This is a genomic window from Nocardia sp. NPDC004260 (assembly GCF_053603155.1).
In genome coordinates, this window is sequence record NZ_JBSGEZ010000038.1 from 61,242 (window position 1) to 73,545 (window position 12,304).

The following is a 12,304-nucleotide window of genomic DNA, read 5'->3' on the forward strand; positions in this document are numbered from 1 at the left end:
TTCATCCCACAACATAAGGGCAAGAATGGTCCGGCGACCGATCACGAATCGGACGTACGCGGCATTCATCGGACGAATGTCCGGTACGCCAGAGTATTTACTCCGAGGCGAGGGAAACCAGGTCGAGCAATCGCATGAGTTCGGTATATCGGCGTGCGCCGATTCGCCCGCGCAACTCCTGCTCGGCGCGCGCCTCCTCCGCGCGCACCTCGCCGACCAAGTCGGCGCCGAGCCTGCTCAGGCCGATCAAGATCCGGCGCCGATCGTCCTGCGCGGCGAGCCGGAAGATCAAGCCGCGCTCGGCCAGATAGTCGGCATGCCTGGTGGCAGAGGACGGCGCGAGCTGCGATTTGGCCGCCAGCTCGGTCATCGTGATACCCGCGTCGCCACACAGATTCGACAGCATCGACCACTGATCCGGCGAGAGCTGCCTGGCGCACAGCGCCGCGTCCAAATGCCGTACCCAACCGCGCTCCGCGGCACGCAGCGCGCCATGCAGCGTCGAATTTCCGCTTACAATGGACGTCATTATTTCCCGCCTGCCGTGAATTCCGTTCGAACGAGAAGAAGAGTACCGAATGTCGACGCCGATCGAGAGCCCCGACGGCACGATCGAGGTCCTGAACATAGTGCCACGGCAGGGACCTGGCGGTATCGTCGCACCGTCCTGCGATGCGGCGATATCGCTCGCGGTCGACGAAATCAACCGGGGCGCGGGAATTCTAGGGCGGGAAATTCGTACTACGAATATCGACGGGGGACGGTCGCCACACGAGGTGGCCGCCGAGGTCTCCGCCCTGCTGGCCACCGGCATGGTGCACGCCATCACCGGCTGGCACACCTCCGCGGTGCGGCGGGCCGTGGCGCGAGCCGGTGCGGGCCGGGTGCCGTACCTGTACCCCACCAGCCACGAGGGACTGACCGACGAGCTACCCGGCGTGCTGATGCTCGGCGAGCACCCGGCCGGACAGACCGTGGCCGCCGTGCACTGGCTCGAACGCGAGTACGGCGTGCGGCGCTGGGCCGTCATCGGCAACGACTACATCTGGCCGCGCCGGTCCGCCAAGGCGATTCGGGAAAGCCTGTCCGATCCGGCCGCGATCGTGCTGGAAAGGTATGTCCCACTGGGATACGCGGATTTCGCGGACTTCCTCGCCCACCCGGCGCTGGAATTGGCCGACGCCGTGGTGATCCTGATGGTCGGCGCCGATGTCGCCCGCTTCAACCGGCAGTACGCGGCCAGCGGCCGTGCCGCGACGCAGCTGCGGGTGAGTCCGGCCGCCGACGAGAACGTGCTGTTGGCGGCGGGAGCGGAGGCGAACCACGACTTCTTCGTGGCGTCCAGCTTCTTCCTCGACGACCGTATATCCGACGGACGCGACCGGATGACCCGCTATCGCGCGCGGCACGGCGCGTTCGCTCCCGCGCTGACCAACTTCAGCAACGCCACCTACGAAGCCATCCACACGCTGGACGCGCTCGCGCGGACGGTCGGATCACTGGAGGTGCCGAAGATCCTCGACGCCCTCGACCACGGCCTGCACCTCGAAACCCCTTCCGGAATCAGGGGCTTTCGAGGCAATCAGGCGATTCAGCACGGCTACATCGCCCGCGCGAACGGCGTCGACTTCCAGATCGTCGACCGGATCAGCTGACCCGACGCCGCGGGACGATCACACCCCGACCAGCGTGTCCAGCACCGAGAGGAACAGGCCGAGCCCGTCGTCGCTGGGGCCGGTCAGCGGCTCGGTGGCGTGTTCGGGATGCGGCATCAGGCCGACGACGCGACCGTTGGCCGAGGCGATACCCGCGATACCACGCTGCGAGCCGTTCGGGTTGTCGCTCGCGTAGCGGAAGACCACGCGGCCCTCGCCTTCGAGCTGGTCCAGCACGGCCTTCGACGCCTGATAGCGCCCCTCACCGGATTTGAGCGGGACGAGGATCTGCGCGCCCGTCTCGAAGCGGGAGGTCCACGCGGTCGACACCGACTCCACGGTGAGCCACTCGTCGCGGCAGATGAAGTGCAGCCCCTCGTTGCGGGTCAGCGCGCCGGGCAGCAGGCCGGCCTCGCACAGCACCTGGAAGCCGTTGCAGATGCCGAGCACCGGCAGCCCGGAGCCCGCCGCTCGCACGACCTCGCCCATCACCGGGGCGAAACGGGCGATAGCGCCCGGCCGCAGGTAGTCGCCGTAGGAGAAGCCGCCGGGCACGATCACCGCGTCGACGCCCTTCAGGTCGGCGTCGGCATGCCACAGGTCGACCGCCTCGGCGCCGGCCAGACGCACCGCCCTGGCCGCGTCGATGTCGTCGAGCGTGCCGGGGAACGTGATGACCCCGATGCGCGCGGTCATGAGACGCGAACCACCTTCCACTCCTCGATCACCGTGTTGCACAACAGCGATTCGGCGATCTGCTCGAGCTCCGCGTCGTCGACGCTGTCGTCGACGTCGAGTTCGAATCGCTTGCCCTGCCGCACGTCCGAGATGCCCTCGAATCCCAGACGCGGGAGTGCGCCTGCGATGGCCTGCCCCTGCGGATCCAGGATCTCGGCCTTCGGCATCACCTCGACCACGACTCGTGCCACGCGTTGCTCCTCATGTGGTTGGGGGGTTACCTCAGCAGCGTAGTTGTGCTGGTCGCGTGCGTCATCCGCGGGGTCGGCCGAGACCGTGGCGCCTGTCGTGGAGAACACACCCGGCGTGGTTAGCATGGCGGCATGCGCATAGCCCACTTCGGTCATTCCTGCCTCCTCGTCGAGCTGCACGGCAAGAAGATCCTGTTCGATCCGGGCACCTTCTCGCACGGCTTCGAGGGCCTCACCGGACTGGACGCGATCGCGGTCACCCATCAGCATCCCGACCACATCGACCCGAACCGGATCGAGGCGCTGATCGACGCGAACCCCGGCGCACGGTTGCTGTCGGACCCGCAGACCGCCGAGCAGCGCGGCGAACGGTGGGAGGCGGTGCACGCGGGCAACGTGCTGACCCTCGGCGAGCTCCGGATCACCGGCGGCGGGGGCAGGCACGCGGTCATCCATCCGGAGATCCCCGTGATCGACAACACCGTCTTCCAGCTGGGCACCGCCGACGACCCGGCCCAGCTCGTCCACCCCGGCGACTCGCTGTGGGTGCCGCCGGTCCCGGTCGGCGTGCTCGCCGCTCCGGCCGCCGCGCCCTGGATGCGGATCAGCGAGGCCGTCGATTACCTCCGCGCGGTCGCTCCGCGTGTCGCGCTGCCCATCCACTACGGCATCATCCGGGAGGAGGCGCAGGGCATCTATTTCGGCAGGCTGTCGGAGATGGCATTGGCCGGGACCGAATTCCGGGTGCTCGAGGCGGAGAAAGACACCGATCTGTAGCGCTACCCGGCGTAGGTGGCGAGGAATATCGCCTCGGCCAGCGCCATGTGTTCGATCTCCTTCGGATCCACGCTCTCGTTGGGCGCGTGGATCAAGGATTTCGGCTCCTCGACACCCATCAGCATGATCTCCGCGTCCGGGTAGGTGGTGGCGAAGACGTTGCACAGCGGAATCGAGCCGCCCTGCCCCTGGGTGGTCGCCGGGCGGCCGTAGGACGCGGCCAGCGCCGCTTCCATCGCGGCGCGCGCGGGTCCGCCGGTCGAGGAACGGAACGGCGCTGCGGTGCCTTCCAGCTCGACGGTCAGCCTGGCGCGCCACGGCGTGTTGGCCTCGAGATGCGCGAGCAGCGCCTGGTACGCGTCATCCGGGTCGGCGCCAGGCGGAATACGTAGGTTGAGGCGGGCCCGCGCGGTCGCGGGGATCGCGGCGGCCGATCCGACCACCGGCGGCGCGTCGATGCCGAGCACGGTCAGCGCCGGTCGCGCCCAGAGCATGTCGGCGACGGTGCCGTCACCGATGAGTTCGACGTCGCGCAGGACGCGCGCGTCGGCGTGGAACTGCTCGCTCGGATACTGGACGCCCGGCCAGACCTGATCGTTCGGCAACCCGTCGATGGTGGTGTTGCCCCGCTCGTCGCGCAGCGAGGCCAGCAAGCGGATCAGCGCGGCCAGCGCGTCCGGGGCGGGGCCGCCGAACGTGCCGGAATGCAAAGGGCTGGCGAGCGTTTCGACGGTGACCACCACGTTCACGCCGCCGCGCAACGTCTGGGTCAGGGTCGGCACACCGGCGGCGAAGTTGCCGCAGTCGCCGACCACGATCGCGTCCGCGCGCAGCAGTTCCGGATTGGCCTCGACGAAGCGCTCCAGTCCTCCGGTGCTCTGCTCCTCGGAACCTTCGGCGACCACGGTCACCCCCAGCGGCAGATCCGGGCCGAGCGCGCGCAACGCCGTCAGGTGCATGACGATGTTGCCCTTGCAGTCGGCGCTGCCGCGTCCGTACCAGCGCCCATCGCGCTCGGTCAGTTCCCACGGCGGGGTGCGCCACGCCGCCTCGTCCATCGGCGGCTGAACGTCGTAGTGACAGTAGAGCAACACCGTGGGCGCGCCGGCGGGGGCGGGCCGGGACGCGACGACCGCCTTGGTGCCGTCCGGCGTTTCGTGTAAGCCGACCGTGGTCAGTCCTGCGGCGACGAACGCGTCGGCCACCCACTGCGCCGCCATGTCGCACTCCTCGATCGGATACTGCCGTGGGTCGGCCACCGATTGAAACGAAACAAGCTGCGCCAAATCGGTTTTCGCCTGGTCCATCAATCCGGCCACGGCACCGCGCAATTCCGCCACCCGCACATCCTCCGCCATTCCCCCACCCTATCCCCCGTTCCTCGGGCGGAGTTCGCACCGCCGGCCGGGTGTTCGGACGGTCCGCGCGCGGAAGCGGGAAGTGCGCCCGATGGTGGAAATGGTGTGCCAAGCTGAGCTTCGAGGGCGTTGGCTAACTGTCGGCATCCTCGGCAGGCACACCCGCACACCGTCGAATCGGGAGGCCGTTCTCATGTCCGAAGCAGCCGATGACCTGTTCGCCCTGCCGGGGCTCAGCCGGTCCGCGCCGCGGTCCGGATTCCCCGCGCACGAGATGTTTCCTCAGGTCGCCTACGAGATCGTGCACGACGAACTGATGCTCGACGGCGTCTCCAGGATGAACCTGGCCACGTTCTGCACCACCTGGGTGGACGACCAGGCGCGCAGGCTGATGTCCGAATGCCTGGACAAGAACATCGTCGACAAGGACGAGTATCCGCAGACCGCCGAGCTGGAGCGCCGAGCCGTCCGGATGGTCGCCGATCTCTGGCACGCGCCGGATCCGGCCGTCACGCATGGCACCTCGACCACCGGATCCAGCGAGGCGGCCATGCTCGGCGGCTTGGCGGCGAAATTCCGCTGGCGCAAGCGCGGCGGCGCCGGGACGCCCAACTTCGTCTGTGGTCCGGTCCAGGTGTGCTGGGAGAGTTGACGATAGCGGGGTACATGACTTCCCACGTCACGGAGCCACTCTCATGCGAATCCGCATTGCCCTGATTTCCCTGGCCGCCACTGCACTCTCCTTGGCCGCTGCGCCCGCCCACGCCGCCCCATGGCCCGGCTGGACCGACGGCCAGCAGATGGAGGTCCGCCTCCTGCTCGGCGGTGTGAACCGCGAGTTCCAGCCCGACATCATCACCTCCGCCCACGGCGCGTGCGCCGTCCTGCGCGCCGACGGCAAGTCGGCCGCCCTCGACTACCTCGGTTCCCGGGGGTACTTCGAGGGCTATCAGCGTGGCTTCGCCCTCGGGGTGATGGTGGACGTGACGTGCCCCGAGATGCTGGGTGTGATCCGGTGAAGAATCCCGACCGCTTCTACGGTGTCTGCCCGACTCAATTGGAGGGACGGGCGGCTGACGGGCGCCCCTTTTACTTCCGCGCTCGTCATGACTCGTGGACGTTGCAGGTCGGCGCGGTCACCGATCCCGACGACTACCTCGAGTGGCACGGCCACGGCGAGGTGATCGCGGAGGGCGCCGATCCCACCGGTGGATGTATGGACCCCGACGAGGTGGACAGGCTGGTGACAGCCCACCTCGGCGAGAAGTGGTCTTCTCCGTACGACGACCCCGAGGTGGTCTCGGCGTGAGGGCGGTGACGATCCGGTTCGACGTACCGGAGGAGTGCGCGAGGCACATGCCTCACGAACTGGAGTTGCTGCGCGACTTCATGGAGCCATTGACGAAGTGGCTGACCGAGCGCGGCGGAGGGATGCAGATGGAAGGATCGAGGGCATGATCAGGGCGGGCCGGGTGGAGGTCTCCGTCGGCGATCCCATCGACATCGCGCTCTGTCCGCGCTGCCTCCACACCTGCCTGTGCACCCTGCCCATCACCGGGCTCGCCGAGACTGGCGTGATCCCGCTGGGAACCATCACCGCCTGCGCCGAGTGCGATTGCTTCCACGACGTGGTGCGCGAGTTCCTGACCCGACTCGGGCCGTGAACGCACAGAAGCCGCCCCGGACTCCAGTCGAGTCCGGGGCGGCTTCTGTGTTGCTCCCAGGGATGGCTGGCATTTCCACCCACACATCCATACACGTGCGATAGTGTGCCGGATTGTGCGTAGAATCGTTAGCACAGTTCCCCGTATGCTCGACAAGCGACAGTACGGGAAGAGGGCAGACAGATGGTGAGCATTCCTACTACCAACTTCGTCGGGGTAACCGACGTAGCCCGGGAAACCTCCAAGTACGTGTCGGCAGTGTCCGACGGGGAAAGCTTCCTGGTGATGAAAAACAACAAGCCCGTCGCGGCACTCGTCAGCCCGGAGATCATCGACCGGCTGGCCGACCTTGACGAGAGGGAACAGGACTTGCGGATGTTGTGCCTGACACTGTCGCGCATGATCACCGACAGCGGCAAACGCCACGACCTAGACGACGTAGCCGCAGAGCTGGGGATATCACTGAGCGACGACTGACGTGGCGAGGGTTGTCCTCACCGACGAGGCCAAGGAAGATCTCCGAGATCTCGACCGTTCGGATCAGAAGCGGGTCCTGCGCAAACTGAAGGAACTCGAAACCCATCCGAGCAGCGGGGCCAACCCCTTGGTAGCCGATCGGGTGGGAACTTGACCGGACTGAGGAAGCTGGTCGTCGGCGACCGACAGTTCCGGATCATCTTCGCCGTCGATACCGACAGCGGAGGGGCCGTAGTGTGGACGATCGGCGAACGCGCCGACGATCACTGCTATGAGCTGGCACTCGCTCGGGTACAGATGTACGCGCAAGACCCCGTGCTGATCGCCAACTTCCAACGCCTGATAGCACGGGTGCGAAGCTAGCCCTGAACGCAAAGAAGCCGCCCCGGACGAATCCGAGGCGGCCTTCTTGTGTCGTCAGGCAGTGGTGATGCCGCACCAGGCGGCGAACCCACGCACCGTGTCCGACGCCCGAGCCTCCTGCCTGGCCAGGGTGCGGATGGTCTCGTGCACCATCGGGTGATACCGGGTCTGTGTCGGTGCGATCTTCTTCGCGATCTGGAGTGCCGAGAAAGCGCCCTCCCGATCACCATGCAGTAGGAACCCGCGCGCCAGGTCGATGTAGTGGTGGCCCAGCCGTTCCCGTGGCGTCTCCGCGGGTAGCTCGAGATCCTTGGCCCGCTTCACCGCCTCGGTGCCGTCCATCGCCTCCACCGCCAGCCCGACCGACCAGATGCCGACGTTCGTCTTGCCGAAGCACAGGCGGTAGTCGTCGCGGTCGACACCGATCCGCTGAGCGGTTTCCCTGGCCTCGGCCAGGTGATCGTCCGCGACGTCCTTCCGTCCCGCCCGCGCGGCCGCCAGACCGGACTTCAGATGCAGGTTGCCCCACACACTGAGCAGCGCCGGATCGCCCTTGCCTAGTTCGCTTTCGATCTGCTGTCGGCTCTGCTCGAGATACTTCGCCGCACCGTTCCAGTCGGCCGCGCAGATCATCTCTCCAGCCCGCTGGTAGTCGCCCACCAGTACGGCGAGGAGGTCCCCGGATCGGGCTGCGGCCCACTCGTATCGGTCCACCGCGAGCGAGGATAGGTCGATGTAGCCGAGCTTGTACACCACCTGCGAGGTGGCCGCATACGCCTCGGCGAGCAGGCCGAATATCCTCTCCTGGTCGGTGCCGTCCGCCGACCACCACGCGACCCGAAGGTCATGCAGTAGTTGTGGGATCAGCTGGCCGAGTTCGTCGAGCTTCACCATGTGGCGAAGCTGCGAAGCCCGTGCGACATCCTTGGCCAGCTCGTCGAACGAGCGGGGCGGAACATCCTCTGGCGGAAGCCGATACGTGGCCAACTCCCGGCGGATCTCGGGGATGCCCGCGTGCATCATCTGCTCGTCGCGACTGGTACGCGGGTAGGGCTGGTCGAGAAGGTCAGCCACGTTCAGCTTCAGCGCTCGCGCGCACGCCGCGGCGAACGCTGGCGAGGCGGGCACCTTGCCTTGCTCGACTTGGCGTATGAGGCTCAGCGACACCCTCGCCTCGCTGCCAGCCGCCCTCTCGATCTCCTGGGCTAGCTTCTCCTGGGTCCAGCCCTGAAGCTTTCGGGCGGCACGCACCCGTTCACCGACGCCGTCTTTCGCTGCTGCTTGGGTCATTGCGCTCACGATCCCATTGGACTCTGCCCCCGCTCACAAAACTAACAAAGTTTTTGTTAGTTCGCTGATCTTCGCTGATCGATGCTGGTAGCAGCACCCGATGTCGGGCCGATCCCGCCCCCCGACGCGAGAGCCGCGAGGTTCATGGCCGCCGCGGCCCCGACATCGGGTGCCTCAACTCCACAACACACACGCGCCTAAGGGGTACCAGATGCCCGAGTATTTGCCCGTTCTCGTTGTCGGTGTAGCCATCGCGCTACTGGCCGCCGCGGTCTACTACGCCGCGTTGGTTCGGCCCGAGCCCGGCCCCAATCGTGACGAGGCCGTCCAGTGAGCCCCGTAGCCGCACCCGACACCCTCGACCGGTGGCGGGCCCAACCCTGCGCCAACGCCATGATCGAGTCCATCGAGCACGCCCGCTTCGGCATGGACCTTCACGGCGGGCACGGCGGCTGCGAGTTCTTCATGGCCGCGCTCAAGCGTCTGTCGGTGGTGCTCGGATGATCGGCTACCGCGAATCCTTCATCGACGGGACCGTGTACATCGTCGGCGACGACGGGTACTCCTACACCGCTGAGGAATACGCCGACCTCCTTGAGGAGCAGGCGACCGACCGCGCCCACGAACTGCTCGATGGGTTCGCCGATGCCACTGAGTGAGAACCAAGCCAAGCTGCTCGGCGCGCTGGCCGTGTCCGACCGCCGCCTTCCCGTGCGGGAGCTGTGCGGAATGACGGACCTGTCCGAGCGGGTCGCCGCTCAGGACGTCGCCGCGCTCCAACGCTCTGGCCTCGCCCAGGGCACCGGTCGCGGTTACCGCATCACCGGCGCCGGACGAGCACTGGCCCGCAAGCCCGTGTACCGCGAGTACGCGCGCTGATCAGTCTTCCCCCGGCACACGTCGGGGGATGCAAGGAAACACCGAATTCGAAGGAGAACGCGTGGAGAAGATCCCCGGCCCGGATGGCCCCGCCAGCGACACCTGGAATGTCGACCCCCGCGGGAAGGAAGCCCCCCGGAAGCGGATCATCACCGAGGACCCCCGGCTGATCAAAGCCCAGGACTGAGCGTCACCCCCCAGAATCTTCGTCCGTGTAAAACCGCAGGCACGGCGAAGGCCGCCCCGACCCTTCCGCTTCAGGGTTGGGGCGGTTTCTGTTTCCGACCTTTCGGTATCCTCTGCTTGTGGCGTTTCAGGTCGGCGATCGAGTGCAGGTACGAGCATCACCCGTCTCGGTGTTCGAGATCGTCGAGATCGACGTCGACGGGGATCCGGACGCGGTCATGATCCAAGCCGTCGACGACGCGCCCGGCCGGTACCCGTGGCACTTCCGGGCGAGCGACCTGATTCCCGCGCAGGCCTGAAACACAAAGAACGCCCCCGCCGATCCTGTGAAGGACCAGCGGGGGCGCTTTCGTGCGTGTAGCGTCTCTGCCGAATTCGATGAGGGGATAGAGGCATGAGCCGCAGGGCAATCGCCGCGTATGCCTCGGTCGCTGTCATTGCCATTGGCGCGGTGGCCGTGATCGGCGTTGTGGCGGAGAAGAATCGCGGTGCGGATCGTCCGGCGGCCGTCGCGACCAGCGCGCGCGTGTTGACCACCACACCGCCGACGCCGACCTCGAGTGTGCGGCCGAGCCCGACACCGCCGCCCGGTCCCGCTACCGCGATCACCCGCAACGGCACATACCTTGTCGGCGCCGATATTCAGCCTGGAACATGGCGAACCACCGGGACTTCCGGCAGCCTCGAATGCTTCTGGAGTCGACTGTCGGCGCTGACCGGTGAACTGGATGCGATCATCGCCAACGGCAGCAGCGACGGCCCCCAGGTGGTGACAATCAAGCCGGGCGACAAAGCATTCAGTGTCCAGGGATGCAGCACCTGGACACTGATACCCGGCTGATCAGATAGGCAGGACTTCCGGGTACCCGGCCGCTGGGAGGGTGAGGATCGGGTCGGGGTTGCCCTTGATGTGCGTATCCAGGAACGCCCGCACGAACCTCGGGTGGATCTCCATCGCCCGCGCCGGCGCGATCGAACCGTTGAGGTCCGCAGTCTTCGTGGTCAAGAGACCCACGTCAGTGAAGGCGTAGTGGCGGGTCCCGGTGACCTGGAACAGGTACAGCGGGCCATGCGGTTTCGATGCGAACGTCGCCCAACTGGCGTGCTCGCCGCCGACGAGGTAGTTGTCTCCGGCGTTGACCTGCCCGGACAGCAGCATCACCGGTTGCTGAACGCCGTTGTCCTGCGCGTGGTTCTCCGTGCCCGCATAGCCCGCAGTTCCGTCCAGCACAGCGACAGCCTTCACACGGGCGTCGTGATAGGCCATCTCGAGCGCGGTGTATCCGCCGTACGAGTGCCCGGCCATCGCGATCCGGTCGAGGTCGGCCTGGTTGCCGATTCCGTTGGGCAGCGAACCGAGCTGGTTGATGACGTAGGTCGCGTCACCCATGCGGGCGGTGAGCACCTTCTGCCAAGCATTGGAGACGGCACTGCCGTTCTGGTTCACCACCTTGTCCGACAGTTCGGTCACGATCGACTCGTACGTGCACGACAGCGTGAGCACCAGGTATCCCCACGACGCGAGTTCTTGGGCGAGGATGCTCGAATGGTTGCCCGGCACACCGAAACCCGGGCTGAACACCACCACGGGAAGCAGCCCGAGATCGGTGGACACGGCTGCGTTCAGCACCGCTCGGGTGTCGCGGGCCCTGATGTTCGGGTACATCGTTGCCCCAGCCGTCGTGCCGAAGCAGGAGACCGAGCCGAAGAAGCTGTAGCAGGACCGCCCCTCCAGGCCGTTGGTGAGCGCGAGCGCCATCGTCGCGTCGAAGCTGTCGTTGTTCGACAGGTACCGCGCTGGCGCACCCATCGACGGCGTCGGATACCAGGCAGTGACGCTGATCTGCCGCGGCCCCGACCCCGAGATGGGGTCGGTCCGTGTGGAGTCGGTGAGGAACAGTCGTCGGTTGCCGACGCCGTGCGGGCCGGTCATCGCAGGCAGCAAGGTAGCAGCCAAGGCAAAGCCTCCAAACGGGGAAGGTGAATGGCGCACAGCGGCGCCAGAGATTCGGGTGGCCCGGTCGGCTACCCGAGTGCGGCGGGTATCCGTCGCCGCTCGGCGGTGACGTACTGGGTACGGTCATCCGGCCCGACGACGACAGTGCGGTCCTCGGCGGTGACGTAGACCGTCCGCTCCGGTGGGGTGATGGGGTCGGGTGCGCCGACGATCCACGCACTCGCCTTCAATACCGCTGTGACGGTCGCCGACTGGGCGCCCTGATGCAGCGCCCCCGCCGCCGCGGCGGTGACTCCTGCGGTCACTGGGGTTGTGGTCGTGCCGGGGGTTCGGCGCCCGGCGACCGCTGTCAGTCCGGCTGTCACCGCGACGGCGGTGTTCGCCGGTTTGACGCCTGCCGCGGTCCTGACGGCCGCGGCCGTAAGGGTCGCCGCCACCTGCGTCGGCGCGCCCGCCACGAAGTCGGTGAAGTGCGCCGGCCGGTTCGCGGTGACGACGAGTTCGGCTTGGATCGGGCGGACGTTGATCGCGGCGGCGGTCAGCCCAGCGGTGACGGTGGTCTGCGAGTTCGCTGGAGTCGATGCCCTGGCTGTGAGCCCCGCCGTCGCTACCGTGGGCGTGGCGGTAATGGTCGTGGCGCGGGCGGTATCCGCCGTCCGAGTGGCGGTGACCACGGTGGGCGCGTCGCCCACCGTCGCCCGCGACACTGCGGAGGTGACGGTGGCGGTTGCGGTGAGCGCGGCGGTGATGAGCGGCCCGACGTGGCCCG

At 67.2% G+C, this 12,304-nt stretch carries 22 protein-coding genes and 1 pseudogene; 16 read left to right on the top strand and 7 right to left on the bottom strand.

Annotation, left to right across the window (positions count from 1 at the left end; translation table 11 throughout):
- Window positions 1-97: 97 nt before the first annotated feature.
- The gene (locus tag ACWEO7_RS22260) at window positions 98-529 is read right to left on the bottom strand and encodes a MarR family winged helix-turn-helix transcriptional regulator (RefSeq protein ID WP_452425774.1); all 432 of its coding nucleotides are present in this window, start codon (window positions 527-529) and stop codon (window positions 98-100) included.
- A gap of 49 nt (window positions 530-578) precedes the next feature.
- On the opposite strand from ACWEO7_RS22260, the gene ACWEO7_RS22265 reads away from it, so the two are divergent.
- Window positions 579-1,655 carry a substrate-binding domain-containing protein gene (locus ACWEO7_RS22265; protein WP_452425776.1) on the top strand — a complete coding sequence of 359 codons (1,077 nt, stop codon included), beginning with the start codon at window positions 579-581 and terminating at the stop codon, window positions 1,653-1,655.
- 18 nt (window positions 1,656-1,673) lie between these two features.
- On the opposite strand, the gene purQ is transcribed toward ACWEO7_RS22265, so the two are convergent.
- Window positions 1,674-2,351, bottom strand: coding sequence for a phosphoribosylformylglycinamidine synthase subunit PurQ (purQ, locus tag ACWEO7_RS22270; RefSeq protein WP_452425778.1), 678 nt, complete (start codon window positions 2,349-2,351; stop codon window positions 1,674-1,676).
- Window positions 2,348-2,584 (bottom strand): phosphoribosylformylglycinamidine synthase subunit PurS, encoded by a 237-nt coding sequence (gene purS, locus ACWEO7_RS22275; RefSeq protein WP_452425824.1) that lies wholly within the window; start codon window positions 2,582-2,584, stop codon window positions 2,348-2,350. The genes purQ and purS overlap by 4 nt, the downstream gene beginning before the upstream one ends.
- A 132-nt stretch (window positions 2,585-2,716) precedes the next feature.
- On the opposite strand from purS, the gene ACWEO7_RS22280 reads away from it, so the two are divergent.
- Window positions 2,717-3,361: an MBL fold metallo-hydrolase gene (locus ACWEO7_RS22280; protein WP_452425780.1), complete on the top strand. Its 645-nt coding sequence runs from the start codon at window positions 2,717-2,719 to the stop codon at window positions 3,359-3,361.
- A gap of 2 nt (window positions 3,362-3,363) precedes the next feature.
- On the opposite strand, the gene ACWEO7_RS22285 is transcribed toward ACWEO7_RS22280, so the two are convergent.
- Entirely contained in the window at window positions 3,364-4,719 is a 1,356-nt protein-coding gene (locus ACWEO7_RS22285) for a M20/M25/M40 family metallo-hydrolase (protein ID WP_452425782.1), read from the bottom strand.
- A 193-nt stretch (window positions 4,720-4,912) separates the two neighbouring features.
- On the opposite strand from ACWEO7_RS22285, the gene ACWEO7_RS22290 reads away from it, so the two are divergent.
- From ACWEO7_RS22290 to ACWEO7_RS22320, 7 genes are all read left to right on the top strand, one after another.
- The gene (locus ACWEO7_RS22290) at window positions 4,913-5,371 is read left to right on the top strand and encodes a pyridoxal-dependent decarboxylase (protein ID WP_452425784.1); all 459 of its coding nucleotides are present in this window, start codon (window positions 4,913-4,915) and stop codon (window positions 5,369-5,371) included.
- A gap of 43 nt (window positions 5,372-5,414) precedes the next feature.
- Window positions 5,415-5,738 (top strand): hypothetical protein, encoded by a 324-nt coding sequence (locus ACWEO7_RS22295; RefSeq protein WP_452425786.1) that lies wholly within the window; start codon window positions 5,415-5,417, stop codon window positions 5,736-5,738.
- Window positions 5,735-6,028: a hypothetical protein gene (locus ACWEO7_RS22300; protein ID WP_452425788.1), complete on the top strand. Its 294-nt coding sequence runs from the start codon at window positions 5,735-5,737 to the stop codon at window positions 6,026-6,028. Before ACWEO7_RS22295 ends, ACWEO7_RS22300 begins: the two co-directional genes overlap by 4 nt.
- Window positions 6,029-6,173: 145 nt before the next feature.
- On the top strand, window positions 6,174-6,383 hold the full coding sequence (locus ACWEO7_RS22305) for a hypothetical protein (RefSeq protein WP_452425790.1): 210 nt from the start codon (window positions 6,174-6,176) through the stop codon (window positions 6,381-6,383).
- Between the two features lie 183 nt (window positions 6,384-6,566).
- On the top strand, window positions 6,567-6,860 hold the full coding sequence (locus ACWEO7_RS22310) for a type II toxin-antitoxin system prevent-host-death family antitoxin (protein WP_452425792.1): 294 nt from the start codon (window positions 6,567-6,569) through the stop codon (window positions 6,858-6,860).
- A 1-nt stretch (window position 6,861) separates the two neighbouring features.
- Window positions 6,862-7,014: a type II toxin-antitoxin system RelE family toxin gene (locus tag ACWEO7_RS22315; RefSeq protein WP_452425793.1), complete on the top strand. Its 153-nt coding sequence runs from the start codon at window positions 6,862-6,864 to the stop codon at window positions 7,012-7,014.
- On the top strand, window positions 7,011-7,223 hold the full coding sequence (locus ACWEO7_RS22320; RefSeq protein WP_452425795.1) for a hypothetical protein: 213 nt from the start codon (window positions 7,011-7,013) through the stop codon (window positions 7,221-7,223). The genes ACWEO7_RS22315 and ACWEO7_RS22320 overlap by 4 nt, the downstream gene beginning before the upstream one ends.
- Window positions 7,224-7,277: 54 nt before the next feature.
- Here ACWEO7_RS22320 and ACWEO7_RS22325 read toward each other — a convergent pair whose 3' ends face one another.
- Complete coding sequence (locus ACWEO7_RS22325) at window positions 7,278-8,513, bottom strand: helix-turn-helix domain-containing protein (protein WP_452425796.1); 1,236 nt, start codon at window positions 8,511-8,513, stop codon at window positions 7,278-7,280.
- 211 nt (window positions 8,514-8,724) lie between these two features.
- On the opposite strand from ACWEO7_RS22325, the gene ACWEO7_RS22330 reads away from it, so the two are divergent.
- The 7 genes from ACWEO7_RS22330 (at window position 8,725) to ACWEO7_RS22360 (ending at window position 10,419) form a co-directional block, all read left to right on the top strand.
- The gene (locus ACWEO7_RS22330) at window positions 8,725-8,847 is read left to right on the top strand and encodes a hypothetical protein (protein WP_452425798.1); all 123 of its coding nucleotides are present in this window, start codon (window positions 8,725-8,727) and stop codon (window positions 8,845-8,847) included.
- A complete protein-coding gene (locus ACWEO7_RS22335) occupies window positions 8,844-9,017 on the top strand; it encodes a hypothetical protein (RefSeq protein WP_452425800.1) in 174 nt (57 codons plus the stop codon). Before ACWEO7_RS22330 ends, ACWEO7_RS22335 begins: the two co-directional genes overlap by 4 nt.
- Window positions 9,014-9,172, top strand: a complete 159-nt coding sequence (locus ACWEO7_RS22340; protein ID WP_452425802.1) for a hypothetical protein — start codon at window positions 9,014-9,016, stop codon at window positions 9,170-9,172. The genes ACWEO7_RS22335 and ACWEO7_RS22340 overlap by 4 nt, the downstream gene beginning before the upstream one ends.
- Window positions 9,159-9,392 carry a hypothetical protein gene (locus tag ACWEO7_RS22345; RefSeq protein WP_452425804.1) on the top strand — a complete coding sequence of 78 codons (234 nt, stop codon included), beginning with the start codon at window positions 9,159-9,161 and terminating at the stop codon, window positions 9,390-9,392. The genes ACWEO7_RS22340 and ACWEO7_RS22345 overlap by 14 nt, the downstream gene beginning before the upstream one ends.
- Window positions 9,393-9,453: 61 nt before the next feature.
- The gene (locus ACWEO7_RS22350; protein ID WP_452425806.1) at window positions 9,454-9,579 is read left to right on the top strand and encodes a hypothetical protein; all 126 of its coding nucleotides are present in this window, start codon (window positions 9,454-9,456) and stop codon (window positions 9,577-9,579) included.
- A 118-nt stretch (window positions 9,580-9,697) separates the two neighbouring features.
- The gene (locus ACWEO7_RS22355; protein WP_452425808.1) at window positions 9,698-9,877 is read left to right on the top strand and encodes a hypothetical protein; all 180 of its coding nucleotides are present in this window, start codon (window positions 9,698-9,700) and stop codon (window positions 9,875-9,877) included.
- Window positions 9,878-9,972: 95 nt separating this feature from the next.
- Window positions 9,973-10,419 carry a hypothetical protein gene (locus ACWEO7_RS22360; RefSeq protein ID WP_452425810.1) on the top strand — a complete coding sequence of 149 codons (447 nt, stop codon included), beginning with the start codon at window positions 9,973-9,975 and terminating at the stop codon, window positions 10,417-10,419.
- On the opposite strand, the gene ACWEO7_RS22365 is transcribed toward ACWEO7_RS22360, so the two are convergent.
- Window positions 10,420-11,535, bottom strand: coding sequence for an alpha/beta hydrolase family protein (locus ACWEO7_RS22365; protein ID WP_452425812.1), 1,116 nt, complete (start codon window positions 11,533-11,535; stop codon window positions 10,420-10,422).
- Window positions 11,536-11,603: 68 nt separating this feature from the next.
- Window positions 11,604-12,304 (bottom strand): annotated as a pseudogene (locus ACWEO7_RS22370) (hypothetical protein); the annotation flags it as partial.

Coding starts and splice junctions, on each gene's coding strand:
- ACWEO7_RS22260 (WP_452425774.1), bottom strand. CDS start 529: ATGACGTCCATTGTAAGCGGAAATTCGACGCTGCATGGCGCGCTGCGT.
- ACWEO7_RS22265 (WP_452425776.1), top strand. CDS start 579: ATGTCGACGCCGATCGAGAGCCCCGACGGCACGATCGAGGTCCTGAAC.
- purQ (WP_452425778.1), bottom strand. CDS start 2,351: ATGACCGCGCGCATCGGGGTCATCACGTTCCCCGGCACGCTCGACGAC.
- ACWEO7_RS22280 (WP_452425780.1), top strand. CDS start 2,717: ATGCGCATAGCCCACTTCGGTCATTCCTGCCTCCTCGTCGAGCTGCAC.
- ACWEO7_RS22285 (WP_452425782.1), bottom strand. CDS start 4,719: ATGGCGGAGGATGTGCGGGTGGCGGAATTGCGCGGTGCCGTGGCCGGA.
- ACWEO7_RS22290 (WP_452425784.1), top strand. CDS start 4,913: ATGTCCGAAGCAGCCGATGACCTGTTCGCCCTGCCGGGGCTCAGCCGG.
- ACWEO7_RS22295 (WP_452425786.1), top strand. CDS start 5,415: ATGCGAATCCGCATTGCCCTGATTTCCCTGGCCGCCACTGCACTCTCC.
- ACWEO7_RS22305 (WP_452425790.1), top strand. CDS start 6,174: ATGATCAGGGCGGGCCGGGTGGAGGTCTCCGTCGGCGATCCCATCGAC.
- ACWEO7_RS22310 (WP_452425792.1), top strand. CDS start 6,567: ATGGTGAGCATTCCTACTACCAACTTCGTCGGGGTAACCGACGTAGCC.
- ACWEO7_RS22325 (WP_452425796.1), bottom strand. CDS start 8,513: ATGACCCAAGCAGCAGCGAAAGACGGCGTCGGTGAACGGGTGCGTGCC.
- ACWEO7_RS22330 (WP_452425798.1), top strand. CDS start 8,725: ATGCCCGAGTATTTGCCCGTTCTCGTTGTCGGTGTAGCCATCGCGCTA.
- ACWEO7_RS22340 (WP_452425802.1), top strand. CDS start 9,014: ATGATCGGCTACCGCGAATCCTTCATCGACGGGACCGTGTACATCGTC.
- ACWEO7_RS22345 (WP_452425804.1), top strand. CDS start 9,159: ATGCCACTGAGTGAGAACCAAGCCAAGCTGCTCGGCGCGCTGGCCGTG.
- ACWEO7_RS22360 (WP_452425810.1), top strand. CDS start 9,973: ATGAGCCGCAGGGCAATCGCCGCGTATGCCTCGGTCGCTGTCATTGCC.